Source organism: Peptacetobacter sp., assembly GCF_029264495.1.
Taxonomy (GTDB): domain Bacteria; phylum Bacillota; class Clostridia; order Peptostreptococcales; family Peptostreptococcaceae; genus Peptacetobacter.
On sequence record NZ_JARIBH010000050.1, the window covers coordinates 1 to 17,189 of the forward strand.

14 protein-coding genes are annotated in these 17,189 nt (G+C 29.9%); 12 read left to right on the top strand and 2 right to left on the bottom strand.

Translation table 11 applies throughout. From position 1 onward, the window contains the following. The first annotated feature begins 205 nt into the window (after positions 1-205). The 4 genes from Q1J78_RS04890 to Q1J78_RS04905 all read left to right on the top strand — a co-directional run bounded on the left by Q1J78_RS04890 (position 206) and on the right by Q1J78_RS04905 (position 6,383). Positions 206-1,468, top strand: coding sequence for a D-alanyl-D-alanine carboxypeptidase family protein (locus Q1J78_RS04890; RefSeq protein WP_300279213.1), 1,263 nt, complete (start codon positions 206-208; stop codon positions 1,466-1,468). Positions 1,469-1,511: 43 nt separating this feature from the next. Then, on the top strand, positions 1,512-2,447 hold the full coding sequence (locus Q1J78_RS04895) for a phosphoglycerate dehydrogenase (protein WP_300279216.1): 936 nt from the start codon (positions 1,512-1,514) through the stop codon (positions 2,445-2,447). Between the two features lie 358 nt (positions 2,448-2,805). Then, positions 2,806-4,644, top strand: a complete 1,839-nt coding sequence (locus Q1J78_RS04900; RefSeq protein ID WP_300279219.1) for an NAD(P)-binding protein — start codon at positions 2,806-2,808, stop codon at positions 4,642-4,644. Continuing rightward, positions 4,638-6,383 carry an NADH-dependent [FeFe] hydrogenase, group A6 gene (locus tag Q1J78_RS04905; RefSeq protein WP_300279222.1) on the top strand — a complete coding sequence of 582 codons (1,746 nt, stop codon included), beginning with the start codon at positions 4,638-4,640 and terminating at the stop codon, positions 6,381-6,383. Before Q1J78_RS04900 ends, Q1J78_RS04905 begins: the two co-directional genes overlap by 7 nt. A gap of 72 nt (positions 6,384-6,455) precedes the next feature. Here the strand turns inward: Q1J78_RS04905 and Q1J78_RS04910 are convergent, their stop codons facing one another. Continuing rightward, positions 6,456-6,704 carry a TIGR03905 family TSCPD domain-containing protein gene (locus Q1J78_RS04910; RefSeq protein WP_300279225.1) on the bottom strand — a complete coding sequence of 83 codons (249 nt, stop codon included), beginning with the start codon at positions 6,702-6,704 and terminating at the stop codon, positions 6,456-6,458. A 136-nt stretch (positions 6,705-6,840) separates the two neighbouring features. Beyond that, complete coding sequence (locus tag Q1J78_RS04915) at positions 6,841-7,380, bottom strand: DUF4364 family protein (protein WP_300279228.1); 540 nt, start codon at positions 7,378-7,380, stop codon at positions 6,841-6,843. 180 nt (positions 7,381-7,560) lie between these two features. Between Q1J78_RS04915 and prdR the strand changes: the two genes are divergently transcribed. The 8 genes from prdR (at position 7,561) to Q1J78_RS04955 (ending at position 17,034) form a co-directional block, all read left to right on the top strand. Further along, positions 7,561-9,306: a sigma-54 dependent transcriptional regulator PrdR gene (prdR, locus tag Q1J78_RS04920; protein ID WP_300279231.1), complete on the top strand. Its 1,746-nt coding sequence runs from the start codon at positions 7,561-7,563 to the stop codon at positions 9,304-9,306. A gap of 406 nt (positions 9,307-9,712) precedes the next feature. Further along, a complete protein-coding gene (prdC, locus tag Q1J78_RS04925) occupies positions 9,713-11,005 on the top strand; it encodes a proline reductase-associated electron transfer protein PrdC (RefSeq protein WP_300279233.1) in 1,293 nt (430 codons plus the stop codon). A gap of 218 nt (positions 11,006-11,223) precedes the next feature. Beyond that, positions 11,224-13,128 carry a D-proline reductase (dithiol) proprotein PrdA gene (prdA, locus tag Q1J78_RS04930; RefSeq protein WP_300279236.1) on the top strand — a complete coding sequence of 635 codons (1,905 nt, stop codon included), beginning with the start codon at positions 11,224-11,226 and terminating at the stop codon, positions 13,126-13,128. A 58-nt stretch (positions 13,129-13,186) separates the two neighbouring features. Next, positions 13,187-13,510: a CBO2463/CBO2479 domain-containing protein gene (locus Q1J78_RS04935; RefSeq protein ID WP_300279239.1), complete on the top strand. Its 324-nt coding sequence runs from the start codon at positions 13,187-13,189 to the stop codon at positions 13,508-13,510. A gap of 75 nt (positions 13,511-13,585) precedes the next feature. Continuing rightward, positions 13,586-14,311 (top strand): D-proline reductase (dithiol) protein PrdB, encoded by a 726-nt coding sequence (gene prdB, locus Q1J78_RS04940; RefSeq protein ID WP_300279242.1) that lies wholly within the window; start codon positions 13,586-13,588, stop codon positions 14,309-14,311. Between the two features lie 94 nt (positions 14,312-14,405). Then, positions 14,406-15,179 (top strand): proline reductase cluster protein PrdD, encoded by a 774-nt coding sequence (gene prdD, locus Q1J78_RS04945; RefSeq protein ID WP_300279245.1) that lies wholly within the window; start codon positions 14,406-14,408, stop codon positions 15,177-15,179. Between the two features lie 18 nt (positions 15,180-15,197). Next, a complete protein-coding gene (locus Q1J78_RS04950; protein WP_300279248.1) occupies positions 15,198-15,668 on the top strand; it encodes a glycine/sarcosine/betaine reductase component B subunit in 471 nt (156 codons plus the stop codon). Positions 15,669-16,026: 358 nt separating this feature from the next. Further along, a complete protein-coding gene (locus Q1J78_RS04955; RefSeq protein WP_300279250.1) occupies positions 16,027-17,034 on the top strand; it encodes a proline racemase in 1,008 nt (335 codons plus the stop codon). The last annotated feature ends 155 nt before the right edge of the window (positions 17,035-17,189 follow it).

Genomic DNA, 17,189 nt, shown 5'->3' on the forward strand with positions numbered 1-17,189 from the left:
GATTGAATAATATTTAGAATAAGAACTAGAATTATAGAGATTATACTGAAACAAAGCATATAATAACAAAAAAGAAACTGCAATAAAATTCAATATAATAACAAAAAAGAATACTTTATACAAAGATTTAATCTATTTAAAGACAGTATACAAATTTTATAGTAAAATAAAGAATAAAGAAAATTAATAAATAAAGGAGAGAAATATGTCAAAAATCTTAAAAAAAATAATGATGTTTACGTTAGTTCTATCTTTTATAGTTCCTACAGTAAGCTATGCAGATGAGAAAAATAGCAAGCCAATAGCAGAAATATATTCAAAAAATTCAATTCTTACCGATCAAAAAACAGGAAGAATTATAACTGAAAAAAATGCGGATGTACAAGTACCTCTTGCTAGTATAAGTAAAGTTATGACATTTTATGTTGCACAAGATGCTTTAAAAAATGGTGAAGTTAATAGAGATGATATAGTCACAATAAATAAAGATATGTTAAAGGTTAGTGGTTCAACAATGCATCTTAAAGTTGGTGAAAAAGTTAAGTTTAATGAATTATTAAAAGGTTTAATGATTGTTTCAGCAAATGATGGAGCATTGGCAATAGCATCACATGTTTGTGATGGAGATATAAATGCATTTGTAGATAGGATGAATGAAAAAGCAAAATCAATAGGTATGAAAAACACTTATTTTATCAATCCAAATGGACTTCCAATATATGATTGGAGTAAGAAAGATGGAGACCCAAAACAAAATCATTCAACAGCAAGAGATATATCAATAATGGCAAAATCATTATTAAATGATTATGAAAAAGAAACCACTGATATAACAAATTCTAAATTAGATAAGGATAATAGTAGAAATTTCAATTATTATAATACCAATCCTCTACTTCATATGCACTCAAATGTAGATGGATTAAAAACTGGTTACACAGATTTAGCTGGATATTGTTTAGTATTTACAGATAAAATGAATACAGATGGCAAAAGTGATTTGGATAATAGAATGATAGGTGTTGTAATGGGTAATTGGTGCAAAGAAGATAGAGTTCGTTCATCAGATGCTCTTTATAGATTAGGTGAAAATTTTGAAACAAAATTAATGTGTAAAAAGGGAGAAACAGTAGCAAAAGGTTGTGTAGAAAATATAGATAAGTTAAAAAATATAGATTTACAACCTAAAGAAGATAGTTACGCTGTTGTTAAAAATGGAGAAAATATTAAAGAAAATATTAAATATAAAAAAATAAATAGAATCCCAAATGAAGAAACAGTAGTTGCGAATCTTGAATATATTGATGAATATGGAGATATTATAAAATCAGTTCCATTAGTTAGTAGCGATTTAGAACATATTTCAATGATTTCAAAAGCGAAAATACTTGTAAATAAAATAAAAAGAAAACTTAATATAGATAAATCAGACGATAAAAAAGAATTAAAATATACAATAGTAGTTTAAAAAGTGGTTTGAAAATAAAATATCAAAATAGAGGGGGATTTGTATGAAGTTGCTAATATCAAAAAAATTCGATGATGAAAGAATGAAAATGATAGAAAATTTAGGATATGAAATAATTTTTTGTGAAGATAGGAAACTAAAAAATACCCCAGAAATAAATGAAGTAGATGCAGCATATGTATACTATTATACTTCTAGATTAGATTATACTCAGATGAAAAACTTAAAATTTTTACAACTTGCTAGTGTAGGATTTGATCATATTCCAAAAGAAGTTTTTAAAGAAAGAGGAATATATTTATCAAATAATAGCGGTGGATATAGTATACCTATAGCAGAATTTGCTATTATGAATGTACTTAATATATATAAAAATTCTAAACAGTTTTTTGAAAATCAGAGCAAATCTCTTTGGAAAACAGATAATACTCTTTTAGAATTAAATGGGAAAAAAGCTGGGATATTAGGGACTGGTGGAATAGGAATCGAAACAGCAAAAAGGCTTAAAGCTTTTGGAGTAGAAACTTGGGGTGTAAATACATCAGGCAGAAAAATAGAATATTTTGATAAAGTATTTAAATCGTCAGATATGGATTTTGTTTTTAAAGAATGTGATATAATAATAGCTGTTATGCCTTCTACTAAAGATACAGAAGGAATGATAAATAAAGATAAGTTTAAAATTATGAAAGATGGTTCTATATTTATGAATTTAGGGAGAGGAAATCTAGTTAATTTAGATGATTTAGAAGAATTTGCACCTAAATTTAGAGGTATAGCACTAGATGTTTTTGATAAAGAACCTCTTTCAAAAGATAGAAAACTATGGAATATAGATAATCTAATAATAACACCACATAATTCTTGGGTTTCTGATAGAAATAATGATAGATTATTTGATACTGTATATAAAAATTTAAAATCGTTTATTGAAAATGGAAAACCAGAAAAATATGTAGATATCTCAAGGGGATATTAAATTTTATCTATATTTTTTTGGTATTGATAGATAAAAAAATTTTAAAAAAAGATATTTAGATAAAAAAAACAATTTTATAAAATTTAGAATAAAAAGAAATGCTCAGCAAAAAATAAAGAAATATTATTTATAGCTGAGCATTTTTTATATTTATTTAAAATTTATTAAAAATATAAAATTTTAAATTCTATATATAAATAAAAAAAATAAAATTAATATACAAAAATATTATAGTAGGAGATTAAAGTTAAAAAAAGAAAAAGAAAAGGCTTTTTCTATACTATATAAATATGGTAAAATTATAATTAGTTTTATGAATCTTAAAAATAAATTAACTTTATATTGGGGGAAAACGATTATGAGCAGAATAACAATTTCGACACCAGATAGTGCTCAGCTAGTAGTAGAAAGTCTTTATAAAGACTTAGAAAGAAGAATAGTAGCAAGTCCCTCTGGATTATGCCCAGTAGACTTATCACTTTCTTTTTTAAATCTTTGTCATGCCCAAACTTGTGGAAAATGTGTACCTTGTAGGGTAGGACTTGAACAACTAAAAGCACTACTTACAGATGTATTAGAAGGAGAAGCAGAATTAGAAACAATAGATTTAATAGAAAAGACAGCTAATGTTATAATGAATTCTGCAGACTGTGCAATAGGATATGAAGCAGCAAAAATGGTTTTAAAAGGAGTAAAAGGATTTAGAGAAGACTATATTGAACATATTACAAAAAATAGATGTGTTCGTGGTTATAAAGAACAAGCAGTTCCATGTGTAGCTCTATGTCCAGCAGGAGTAGATATTCCAGGATATATCGCACTTATAAAAGAAGGTAGATATAAAGATGCTGTAAGATTAATCAGAAAAGATAATCCATTCCCAACAGCATGTGCTCTTGTATGTGAACATCCATGTGAAGCAAAATGTAGAAGAAATATGATAGATGATTCTATTAATATAAAAGCTTTAAAAAGATATGCAGTTGATAATTCAGGAATAGTTCCTGTTCCAGAAAATGCACCATCAACAGGTAAAAAAGTTGCAATAATAGGAGGAGGTCCTGGAGGACTTACTGCAGCTTATTATTTATCATTAATGGGACATAAAGCTGTTGTATTTGAAAGAGAAAACAAATTAGGAGGAATGCTTCATTTTGGTATACCAGAGTACCGTTTACCAGAAGCAAGACTTCATGAAGATATAGATGCAATACTTTCTACAGGAGTAGAAGTTAAATATGGTGTAAATATCGGTAAAGATATTACATTAAAAGAATTAAATGAAGAATATGATGCAATGTTCATATCAATAGGAGCTCAGCTTGATAAAAAACTTGGTATGGATGGAGAAGACAGTGAAGGTGTTATATCTGCTGTTGAAATGCTTCATAACATAGGATTAGGAGAAAAACCTGATTTTACAGGAAAAAAAGTTGCTGTTATAGGTGGAGGAAATGTTGCTATGGATGCAGCAAGATCTTCAGTTAGACTAGGAGCAGATGATGTAAAAATAGTGTATAGAAGAAGAAAAGATGATATGACTGCATTACTTGAAGAAATAGAAGGTGCAGAAGCAGAAGGATGCGATCTTGTAACACTTCAAGCTCCAGTTAGAGTTGAAAGTGATGAAAATGGAAAAGTAACAGCACTTTGGACACAACCTCAGTTAATCGGAAAAATGGATTCACGGGGTAGACCAAGACCTGTTAAAGCAGATTTACCTGAAGAAAGAATAGAATGTGATATAGTTATAGTAGCTATAGGACAAAATATAGAATATAAAGACTATGAAGATTTCGGTATTCCAACTAAATGGGGTACATTAGTATCTTTAGAAAATACTTCAATTAAAGATTTACCGGGAGTATTTACTGGTGGAGACTGTGCAACAGGACCTTCAACAGTTATAAAAGCTATAGCAGCAGGAAAAGTAGCAGCTGCAAATATAGATAGCTATCTAGGATTCAACCATACTATAGAATGTGATGTAGAAATACCAAATGTAAGCTTAGAAGACAAAGCACCTTGTGGTAGAGTTAATATAACAGAAAAACCTGCTGCAGAACGTAAGACAAACTTTGAAGAAATAGAATGTGGTATGACTTGTGAAGGTGCAATGCAAGAAGCTTCAAGATGTTTAAGATGTGATAAATTTGGTTTCGGATCATTCAGAGGAGGAAGAGTAGAGAGATGGTAAAATTAACAATAGATGGAATAGAAATAGAAGTACAAGAAGGTACTAAAATATTAGATGCTGCTAAAATAGCAGGAATAAACATACCTACTCTTTGCTATTTAAAAGATTTAAATGAAATTGGAGCTTGTAGAGTATGTGTTGTAGAAGTTGAAGGTTGTAACCAATTAGTTACAGCTTGTAATAATATTGTAAAAGATGGTATGGTTATAAAAACTAACAGTCCAAAAGTAAGAGAAACTAGAAAAACAAATGTAGAATTAATATTATCACAGCATGATTGCAGATGTGCTACATGTGTAAGAAGTGGAAATTGTGAATTACAAACAATTTCTAATGATTTAGGTATAATAGATTTACCATATAATCAGAAATTTAAAAGAAAACCATGGAATAATAATTTCCCTCTTATAAAAGATACAGCAAAATGTATAAAATGTATGAGATGTATACAAGTATGTGATAAAATACAAAATGTTAAAATTTGGGATGTATCAAATACAGGTTCTAGAACAGACGTAGAAGTTTCTTTAAATAGAAAAATAGAAGAAGCAGATTGTTCACTTTGTGGTCAGTGTATAACTCACTGTCCAGTGGGTGCACTAAGAGCAAGAGACGATGTGGATAAAGTATTTGAAGCTCTTGCAGATCCAGAAAAAATAACAGTAGTACAAGTAGCTCCAGCAGTTAGAGCAGCTTGGGGTGAATCTTTAGGACTTGAAAGAGAAGAAGCTACAGTCAAAAAACTTGTTGCAGCTCTTAGAAAAATGGGATTTGATTACATATTTGATACAACATTTAGTGCAGACCTTACAATTATGGAAGAAGGAAGCGAATTTGTACATAAATTAAAAAATAAAGAAAATAGTAAATTCCCAATGTTTACATCATGTTGTCCAGGTTGGGTTAGACATATGAAATCACACTATCCAGATATGGTTGATTTATTATCTACAGCAAAATCACCACAGCAGATGTTTGGTGCAATAACAAAATCATACTACGCAGATTTATTAAATGTAGATCCAAATAAAATATATTCAATATCTATAATGCCTTGTGTGGCTAAAAAACATGAATGTGATATTCCTACTATAAATGACACAGAAGCAGATAAAGATGTAGATGTTGTTATAACTACAAGAGAAGTAGATAGAATGATAAGAGCAGAACATATAAATGCTAAAAATCTTGTAGAAGAAGAATTTGATATGCCTTTAGGTGTTGGTACAGGTGCTGGAGTAATATTTGGTGCTACAGGTGGAGTTATGGAAGCTGCACTTCGTTCAGCATATTATCTAGTAACAGGTGAAAACCCAGATCCAGATGCATTTAAAGAAGCAAGAGGCATGGAAGGTTGGAAAGAATCTGAAATAGAAATAAATGGTAGCATAATAAGAACTGCTGTAGTAAGTGGTCTTGGAAATACAGACAGATTAATGAAAGCTATAAGAAATGGTGAAGTAGAATATGACTTTGTAGAAGTAATGGCTTGTCCAGGTGGATGTTCTGGTGGAGGTGGTCAACCTATAAACAGAATTGAAAAAAATACTGAAAATAGAGTTAACAATCTTTATAAATTAGATAAAAAATCTAATTTAAGATTCTCTCATGAAAATCCATCTATAATAAAAGTATATTCTGATTATCTTGGAGAACCTATGTCAGAAAAAGCACATAAACTTCTTCATACAGATCATGAATCATGGAATATGCCTTTATCTCCAAATGTAAGTAAATAAAAATAAATATATAAAAAATCCCCGATTAAATAAATCGGGGATTTTTAAATATAAATTAAAACATTAAAATATTTATAAATTTTCAGCAATAGCTTTTGAAAGCTGATCAGGACATGAAGTATTTCTATTTCCGCAAGTGTTTCCTGCTAATAATTCAGAAACATATCTAGCATCCATACCTTCTACTAATTTAGCTATTCCTTTAAGATTTCCGTTACAACCAGCAGTGAAGTTTACATTATGTAATTTATTTTCATCATCTATTTCAAAAGTCATCATTTTGCAACATACACCACTTGGTTTAAATGTAATTTCTTTCATCTTATTTCCTCCCTACAAAATATATAAATAAATATAAAATTACATCTTAATAGTTAAAAAATAAAATATTAAAATGTAAATATATTTTTATATATTATCATTTTAATATTAAAAAAGCAACAAAATTAAGTCTTAATTAATAATTTCTATCTTTTACTAAAAGAGATATAATTTCTGTATACATATCAGAAGCATTTTTCTTCCAGTTATTACAAATATTATTAGCTTGTTTTTCTGAAGAAACATTTAAGTTTAAATCAATAAGGTTAGACTGTTCTTCAACAACTCTTAAATTAACGATAAACTCATTGTCACTTTGTTTTACAAAACTGGATTTTATCTGAGTATCTGCAAGAAGATTACCTTTATTTAAATTAATATATTTATCAACTTTTTCCATTACAGATTCGGGTATTCGAGAAGAAAAATAGTCATGAGAATCTTCTCCATTTAAAGTTAATGTATAGTATTCTTTTCCAGATTCTTTATAAGTTGTTATCAATTTGCTGTCAGTCAATTCAGAAAGAAGAGATTGTAAAGAAAAATAATTCATCATCTCAGTATCTAATACAACTTGAGTTATTTGAGAATTAGTTAAAGGCATTGCAGCTTTTTTTAGTATATGTAAAATCAAAAGTTTATGATATATAACTTCCTCTGATGAGTTTTCAAACATTTAATCATTCCTCCTCAATATCTATCTATTTAATATATTAAACTAAAATTGAATAAAATTAAAGAGAATTTATAGTATTTTAAATGCAAGATAAAAGATAGAATTATTTAAATATGATATAATTAATATATAAATAAAAATTATTTTTTCAGAATATAAATTATTTAAAAAGGAGATGCTATGTTTTCTATACCAGAATTAAAAAAAGTTGAAGATGTTATGGATATAAATTTCAATACCATAAATGAAAATGAATCGGTAAAAGTTGCTATTAGTGAAATAATAAAATCAAATAAAAAAACTATAATTGCAATAAATGATGAAAATATTATGAGCGGAGTAATATCTATAACAGATATTCATAATTTAAACTTAAATGATGATACTGATAAAATAAAAGTAAAAGATGTTATGAAGAAAAAAGTTATATCTGTTGAAAAAGGTATGATAATAGATGAGTGTAGAGACCTAATGATAAAAGAAAATATAGGTATTTTACCAGTTTTAGAAAATGGAAAAATAGAAGGTATCTTAAGACAAGAACATATAAGAGATTATCTATACATGCAACTTGAAGATTATGGAATAACTTTAAAATATATAATAGGTCAGATAAAAGAAGGTATATGTGCAGTTAATGAAGATGGAATTGTTATTCTTTGGAATAGTTTTATGGAAGAAAGATATGATATAAAATCAGAAGATATAGTTGGAAAACCAATAAGTGATTATTTAGAAAATACAATTTGTGAAAGAGTTCTTAGAAGAAGAATTGGAATAAGTGATGTATATTCTACATATAAAAAACAAGATATGTATGGTTTAGTTCATGCAAATCCAATATTTTTTGGAGGAGAATTTGTTGGTGTTGTCTGTACAGAATTAGATGTTACAGAAGCAAGAAATTTATCATTTGAACTTGAAAAAACAAATGAAAAATTAAAATACTTACAAGATGAAATGAAAAATTTATCTAATGGCATATTTGCAAAGATATTAGGTAAAAGTGATAAGATAGAAAGAGCTAAAGCTATAGCTAAACAAGTTGCAAAAACTAGTAGTAGTATATTTATATGGGGAGAAAGTGGTACAGGGAAAGAAGTTTTTTCGAGAGCTATTCATGAGTGTAGTGGAAGAAAAGGTGCATTTGTACCAGTAAACTGTAGTGCTATACCAGCAGAACTTTTTGAAAGTGAATTTTTTGGATATGAATCAGGTGCATTTACAGGAGCCAATAAAAAAGGTAAAAGTGGAATTTTTGAATTAGCAAAAGATGGAACTGTATTTCTCGATGAAATAGCAGATTTACCGTTAAATATGCAAGCAAAATTACTTAGAGTTTTACAAGAAAAAGAAATTAGAAGAGTTGGTGGAGAAAAAACTATAAAAATTAATCCTAGAATAATTTCAGCAACAAATAAAGATCTAGAAAAAATGGTAAAAGAAGAAAAATTTAGAGAAGATTTATACTATAGATTAAATGTTGTTGAAATAAAGATACCTCCTCTTAGAGAGCGCAAAGAGGATATAGGAATATTATTACATAGTTTTTTAGATGAAATGTGTAAAGAAAATGGGAAACCACAACTTACTTTAAGTAAAGAAGCATATAAAATTCTAGAAAATTATAAATGGAAAGGTAATATACGAGAACTTAAAAATACAGTAGAAAATATGGTTGTATTATCGGATTCAACAATTATAAAAAAGGATGATATACCTAGTTATATAATAAATAGTACAAAAATAGATATAGAAGAGGAAGAATATCCGCTGGATTTAAAATCAGCAACAGAAAAATTAGAAATAAAAAATATTACAAAAGCCTTAGAATTATCTAAAGGAAATAAAGCAAAAGCAGCAAAAATATTAAATATACCTAGAACAACGCTATATTACAAATTAGAATTATATGGAATTAAATAAAATAATTAATTTATATAAAAACTTATAAAAAATCAAAAATTAACTATAAAAAAAAGATATAGCAAAATATAAGAGTATAAAAATAAAAAATATGTCTATTTTTCGACATATAGTCTAAAAATAGACATAAGTTATATAATTATCTAATGAGTATTAAAAAATGAATAATACTGACTATAAAATTGGGAAAAATATAGAGAAAAAACATAAAAATGTCGAAAAATAGACGAAAATAACTATGTAAACGGTTGCGTTATTAACTATAAATTGGTATAATTATCTCAAAGATTAAACTTGATTTTAAGCAATTTCAATGATATTATATAAAAAAAGATTAGTTATTAATTTTGGCACAGAAATTGCTTATAATAAATAATGCGACAGATTAATATGGGGGTGATTTAATATGGTACTTAGATTAGAACTAAGACAACATGTTGGTGCACCTTGCCGGCCAGTGGTAGAAGTAGGAGAACACGTTAAAAAAGGTCAGCTAATAGCAAGCCCAACAGGTCTAGGTGCTAACATTCATTCTTCAGTATACGGAACAGTTAAAGAAATAACTGAAACAGCGATACTAATAGAAGCGGATGAAGAACAGCCTGAAGAATTCGTTAAGATAAAAGAAACAGATTCTTATCTTGATGCAATAATAGAAGCAGGTGTTGTAGGAGCTGGTGGAGCAGGATTCCCAGCAGGAGTAAAATTCAAAGGTGATATAGAAGGCGGTTATGTAATAGTAAATGCAGCTGAATGTGAACCTATACTTGCTCACAATATGGCATATATAGAAGAACATGCAGAAGAGTTAGTAAGAGGACTTAAATATCTTCTTGAAATAACTAAAGCTGCAAAAGGTTATATAGCTATAAAACCTCATCATACTAAAGCACTTATAGCTTTAGGAAAAGCAACTAAAAATGAAGAAAATATAGAAATAAAATATCTTCCAAATATGTATCCAGCAGGAGATGAAAGAGTTATAGTTAGAGAAATATTAGGAGTTGAACTAGAACCAGGTCAGCTTCCAAGTGTAGCAAAAGCTATAATATCAAATGTTGAAACAGTTAAAAATGTAGTTGCTGCAATAGAAGAAAGAAAACCAGTTATAACAAAAGATTTAACAGTTGCTGGTAGAGTTAAAGATGTAGATGCTCAAACTGGTAGAGTATTCTTAAATGTTCCAATAGGAATGCCAGTAAGTTACTTTATAGATCAATGTGGTGGAATATTAGAACCATATGGTGAAATAGTTCTTGGTGGACCTTTCACAGGAAAACATGGTGAACTAGATGCACCAGTAGTAAAAACATTAGGTGGTATAATAGTATCTATGCCATTAATGCAAGAAAAAAGAAAATTAGGTATCATATCATGTGAATGTGGTGCTCAAGAACCAAGACTACATGAAATAGCTTCTCTTATGGGTGCAGAAGTAGTTGCAGAAGAAAGATGTAAGAGAATGACTGATGATGGTAGAGGAAGATATAGATGTTCACTTCCAGGTATGTGTCCAGGACAGGCTGAAACAGTTTTAAAATTAAAAAGCCAGGGTGCAGAAGCGTTACTAATAAGTAACTGTGAAGACTGAACAAATACTGTTATGCAAGTGGCACCTAGGTTAGGATTGCCTGTATATCACAGTACAGATCATTCATTAAGAGCTGGTGGACATAGACTATACAGAAGAAAAAAATAGTCGTATAATGTAGATATAAGCTCAAAAGAATAGTACAAATTTTAATTAGGGATATAACCCTAAAACAATAATAGCAAATTATGATAATTTCATAATATATAAATTACATAGTAATCTACCGGTGCTCTAAAATGAGCACCGGATAATCACAGTACAATTGCTGAAAAGTGTTGTACAAGGATTAGATAAAAAAATAACATTTTAGGAGGTATTTTGCTATGTCAATAACTGTAGAAACAGCTCAGGCCCATGCTAATGATCCAGCAGTAACTTGCTGCAGATTTGAAGCGGGTACAGTAGTAGAACCATCAAACTTAGAAGATCCAGCTATATTCCCAGATTTAGTTGAATCAGGATTATTAGTTCTACCAGAAAACACATTAACAATAGGACAGGTTTTAGGTGCTAAATTAACAGCAACTTGTGATGCTTTAACAGCTCTTACTCCAGAAAACGCTGAAGGATTCTCAGCAGGAGAAGAAGTAGTTGAAGAAGAAGAAGTTGAAGTAGCCGAAGTAGCTCCAGTAGCAGCAGCTCCAGTAGCAGCAGCTCCAGCAGCAAACGGTGGAGTATTAAAACTTCACATAGGAGAAGGTAAAGATATAAACTTAGAAATACCTTTAGGTGTAGCAGCAGCTATGGGTGCAGCTCCAGTAGCAGAAGCAGCAGTAGCAGCAGCTCCAGCAGTTGAAGAAGCTAAAAAAGAAGAAACAAAATTATTAAGAAGTTTAACTAAAAAACATTTCAAAATAGAAAAAGTTGTATTTGGTGAAGAAACTAAAATAGAAGGAACAACTTTAACTATAAGAAATCCTGAAGAATTATGTGCAGAAGCAGTAGCAACTGAAGAATTAGTATATGATATGAAGTTAGATATAATAACTCCAGACAGATACAATGAATATTCAGAAGCTATACTTGATATACAGCCAATAGCAACTAAAGAAGAAGGTGAACTTGGAGAAGGTATCACTAGAACTATAGATGGTGCTATAATGGTATTATCAGGAACAGATGCAAACGGAGTTCAGATAGGTGAATTCGGTTCTTCTGAAGGTGAAATGGCTACTACAATGATGTGGGGTAGACCAGGTGCAGCTGAAAAAGGTGAAATATTCATAAAAGGTCAGGTTACTATAAAAGAAGGTACTAACATGGAAAGACCAGGACCTCTAGCAGCTCACAAAGCATTTGACTATATAACTCAGGAAATAAGAGAAGCCTTAAAGAAAGCTGATGATGCTTTAGTAGTAAATACTCAGACTATAGATCAGTTCAGAAGAGAAGGTAAAAAGAAAATAGTTATAGTTAAAGAAATAATGGGACAGGGTGCAATGCACGATAACTTAATATTACCATCTGAACCAGTTGGTACATTAGGTGCTAGACCTAACGTTGACTTAGGAAACGTTCCAGTTGTTTTATCTCCACTTGAAGTATTAGATGGTGGTATACATGCATTAACTTGTATAGGACCTGCTTCAAAAGAAATGTCTAGACATTACTGGAGAGAACCATTAGTAATAAGAGCTATGGAAGATGAAGAAGTAGATTTAGTAGGTGTTGTATTCGTAGGATCTCCACAGGCTAACTCTGAAAAATTCTATGTATCTAGAAGATTAGGTATGTTAGTTGAAGCTATGGAAGTTGACGGGGCTGTAGTTACTACAGAAGGATTCGGTAACAACCATATAGACTTCGCTTCTCATATAGAACAGATAGGTATGAGAGGAGTACCAGTAGTTGGTGTTTCTTACTCAGCTGTTCAGGGTGCTCTAGTTGTTGGTAACAAATACATGACTCACATGGTAGATAACAACAAATCTAGACAAGGTATAGAAAATGAAATATTAGCAAACAACACATTAGCTCCAGAAGATGCAATAAGAATAATGTGTATGCTTAAAGATGCTATGGCTGGTGTTGAAGTTAAAGCTCCAGAAAGAAAATGGAATCCAAACGTTAAATTAAACAACATAGAAGCTATAGAAAAAGAATTAGGAATAAAAGTTGAATTAGAAGACAATGAAACTGTATTACCTATATCAAGAAAAAGAAGAGAAATCTACGAAAAAGATGATATAGAAGCAGGAATAGTTGAAGTAAAAGAATTAGAAAAATAATATCTAATTTCAAACTATAATATAAAATAAATTGAACTAACAAGAAAGAGGTATCTAGATGGAAAAATTAAGATATATCTCTTCAGAAACATACGTAGAAGGTGTTATAGTTGAAATACACGACGGTGCATTTACTATAGACCTAAAAGGTAGACTTGGACAGTTCAAAATACCTAGCAGAATGCTTATAACTGACTACGAACCTAAAATAGGACAAGAGGTTGGATTTATGCTAAGTTATCCTGAGGTATTAAGTCAAGAACCAAATCCTGAGTACGTAGCCAACATTCTGAGAGAAAGAGAAAAATTCGCAAGAATTGAACAAACAAAAAGAGAAAATCTTAAAAAGCAACTTCTAAAAGAAATAGAAGAAAGCAAATAAGAAATCTAAAATCGCAGACAACACAAACTTAAAAATATATATTTAAGTTTTAGTTTTGAAGGGAGAGATAATAAAATGAGTCTTACAACAGTAAAAGGACTTCAGTCTGAAATATTCGTTCCAATAACACCTCCTCCAGTTTGGACTCCTGTAACTAAAGAATTAAAAGATATGGTTATAGCGTTAGCTTCAGCTGCAGGTGTACATATGAAATCTGATGAAAGATTTAACCTAGCTGGTGATACATCTTTCAGAATGGTACCAGACACAGCTACTCCAGCTGATTTAATGGTATCTCATGGTGGATATGACAACTCTGACGTTAACAGAGACGTTAACTGCATGTTCCCAATAGAAAGATTACACGAACTTGCTAAAGAAGGATTTATAAAAGGTGTTGCACCAATGCACTACACATTCATGGGTGGTGGTGGAAACCAGCACGTATTCACAGAAGAAACTGGTCCAGCTATAGCAGCTAGATTAAAAGACGAAAATGTTGATGGTGTAGTTATGACAGCTGGTTGAGGTACTTGCCATAGAACTGCCGTGATCGTGCAGAGAGCAATAGAAGAAGCTGGTATACCAACAATAATAATAGCAGCTTTACCTCCAGTAGTTAGACAGAATGGATCTCCAAGAGCAGTTGCTCCAATAGTTCCAATGGGTGCTAATGCTGGTGAACCTCACAATGTAGAAATGCAGACAGGTATATTAAAAGCTACTTTACAGCAGCTAATAGAAATACCATCAGCTGGTAAAATAGTTCCATTACCATTTGAATACCATGCTGCTATATAATTATTTATAATTAAAATAGTGGTTTTATCCATTAAATAAAATACCCCCTTTCCATGCAAATGGAGAGGGGGTTTAAAAAAAGGTGGTTAATATTATGGAAGAAATAGTAATGAGACGATTAGCTATTAAATCTTTTCATATAGAAGACATTGAAATGGGTTCAAATGTCATATTAAAAGGGAAAAAACTTGTACTTAATAAAGATAGAGTTAAAGAACTTATAGATGCAGATGATTTAATAACTGATATAAAACTAGAAATAATAGAACCTAAGAAAAAAAATCCATCAGGATATGATAGAGAAATAAATACAATAATGGATATTATACCAATATCTACTAAAGTATTAGGAACGCTTGGAGAAGGACTTACACATACATTAACAGGTGTATATGTAATGCTAACAGGTGTTGATGAGGATGGAAGACAAATGCATGAATTTGGTTCATCTGAAGGTAGATTGGATGAACAAATGGTTTTAGGAAAATGTGGTACTCCATCAGAAAATGATTATATAATACACATGGATGTTACCTTAAAAGGAGGACTTCCTTTTGATAGACATCTTCCAAATGCAGCTTTTAAAGCATGTGATGATTTTATTCAGGATATTAGAGCTATATTGAAAAGAGAAGATGGAAGACATGCGACTGAATCTCATGAATTTTTTGATAAAGTAAGACCTGGAGGAAAGAAAGTTGTAATAGTTAAGCAAATTGCTGGTCAAGGAGCTATGTATGATAATCAGTTATTCTCTGATGAACCAAGTGGATTTGAAGGAGGAACATCTATAATAGATATGTGCAATATGCCGATGATACTTTCTCCTAATGAATACAGAGATGGTGCTCTAAGAGCATTAGTATAAGGAAGGAGATGATTTTTTATGGGTATAGGACCTTCAACAAAAGAAACATCTTTACATCACTTTAGAGACCCTATTTTAGAAATTTGTACTGATGATACAGATATAGATCTTTTAGGTGTATTAGTAGTTGGTACACCACAAGACAATAAGTATAAAAATCTTGTTGGTCAGAGAGCAGCTCAATGGCTTGAAGCAATGAGAGCAGATGGTGTTATATTGTCTGCAGATGGATGGGGAAATTCTCATGTAGATTATGCAAATACTTTTGAAGAAATTGGAAAAAGAGGAATACCTACAGTAGGTGTTACTTTTAATGGAACAAATGCTAAGTTTGTAGTTACTAATCAGTATATGGATACAATTATAGATATTAACAAATCAGAATCTGGAACAGAAACTGAAATTGTTGGTGAAAATAATGTAGATAAAACAGATGCTAGAAAAGCTCTTGCTTTCTTAAAATTAAAAATGAGAAAGCAGGGAAAATAAAATTTTATTATAATAATTAAAGATAAAAAATTCAGAATATAAAATAATATACAAATATTTTTATTCTATCGAATTCATAGATAATATTTATGAATAATAAAAAAATGATAAAAAAATTATTGTCAAATAGATGACAAAAAAAAGAATATATTATATAATATAGGTGTAGTCGAATAAAATTATTAAGTAAAAACTATATTAAGTAGATAATATAAAAGTATAATATTAAAAATGTATAGTAATATATATTTTATAAAAGATAGTTTATTTTATAATTAACAAAATTAAAATCGTAAATAAGTCTATTAAAGACTTAAAATATAATTGCCAAAGGCAATAAACTAAGGGGGAAATTGTTATGAAATTTAGCAGAACAATTCAAGCTATAGACTCTCATACAGCTGGAGAAGCAACTAGAATAGTTGTAGGTGGAATACCTAATATAAAAGGTAATACAATGCCAGAAAAAAAACAGTACTTAGAAGATCATCTAGATCATATAAGAACAGCTATAATGTTAGAACCAAGAGGACATAATGATATGTTTGGTTCAGTTATGACACAGCCATGTGATCCAGAAGCTGACTTTGGTATAATATTTATGGACGGTGGCGGATACCTTAACATGTGTGGTCACGGTTCAATAGGTGCAATGACAGTTGCAGTTGAAACTGGTGTAGTTCCAATGGAAGAACCTATAACTAAAGTAGTTATGGAAGCTCCTGCAGGAATAATAAAAGGTGATGTAAGAGTTGAAAATGAAAAAGTTAAATCTGTTTCTATATTCAATGTTCCAGCATTCTTATACAAAAAAGATCAAGAAGTAGAATTACCAGGTGTTGGTAAAGTTAAATTTGATATATCATTTGGTGGATCATTCTTTGCTATAGTTAATGCAAAACAGTTAGGATTAGAAATAATACCAAAAAATACTAATAGATTAACTGATTTAGCAATGGAATTAAGAGATATAATAAATAGAGAAATAGAAATACAGCATCCAACTCTAGAACATATAAAAACTGTAGACCTAGTTGAAATATGGGATGAACCAACTAATCCAGAAGCAACTTATAAAAATGTTGTTATATTCGGACAAGGACAGGTTGATAGATCTCCATGTGGAACAGGAACAAGTGCTAAATTAGCAACTTTACATGCTAGAGGAGAATTAAAAGAAGGTGAAAAATTCGTTTACGAAAGTATATTAGGAACTCTATTCGAAGGTGAAATAGTAGGAACTACTAAAGTTGGCGAATTTGATGCAGTATTACCAAAAATAACTGGTTCTGCTTGGATAACAGGATTCAATAACTTCTTAATAGATGAAGAAGACCCAGTTAAATACGGTTTCGTATTAAAATAAATCAAACGATTTAAAAAGTATTGAGTAAATAAAAGGATTGAGTATAGGTATATGTATTTATACCACATAGCAATGACTTAGTTAATATCTAGGAATGATATGAAAGTATCATTCCTAGTATAATGATTTAAAAAGTCAGAAGATTTTTAAAATAA

Coding starts and splice junctions, on each gene's coding strand:
- Q1J78_RS04890 (WP_300279213.1), top strand. CDS start 206: ATGTCAAAAATCTTAAAAAAAATAATGATGTTTACGTTAGTTCTATCT.
- Q1J78_RS04895 (WP_300279216.1), top strand. CDS start 1,512: ATGAAGTTGCTAATATCAAAAAAATTCGATGATGAAAGAATGAAAATG.
- Q1J78_RS04900 (WP_300279219.1), top strand. CDS start 2,806: ATGAGCAGAATAACAATTTCGACACCAGATAGTGCTCAGCTAGTAGTA.
- Q1J78_RS04905 (WP_300279222.1), top strand. CDS start 4,638: ATGGTAAAATTAACAATAGATGGAATAGAAATAGAAGTACAAGAAGGT.
- Q1J78_RS04910 (WP_300279225.1), bottom strand. CDS start 6,704: ATGAAAGAAATTACATTTAAACCAAGTGGTGTATGTTGCAAAATGATG.
- Q1J78_RS04915 (WP_300279228.1), bottom strand. CDS start 7,380: ATGTTTGAAAACTCATCAGAGGAAGTTATATATCATAAACTTTTGATT.
- prdR (WP_300279231.1), top strand. CDS start 7,561: ATGTTTTCTATACCAGAATTAAAAAAAGTTGAAGATGTTATGGATATA.
- prdA (WP_300279236.1), top strand. CDS start 11,224: ATGTCAATAACTGTAGAAACAGCTCAGGCCCATGCTAATGATCCAGCA.
- Q1J78_RS04935 (WP_300279239.1), top strand. CDS start 13,187: ATGGAAAAATTAAGATATATCTCTTCAGAAACATACGTAGAAGGTGTT.
- prdD (WP_300279245.1), top strand. CDS start 14,406: ATGGAAGAAATAGTAATGAGACGATTAGCTATTAAATCTTTTCATATA.
- Q1J78_RS04950 (WP_300279248.1), top strand. CDS start 15,198: ATGGGTATAGGACCTTCAACAAAAGAAACATCTTTACATCACTTTAGA.
- Q1J78_RS04955 (WP_300279250.1), top strand. CDS start 16,027: ATGAAATTTAGCAGAACAATTCAAGCTATAGACTCTCATACAGCTGGA.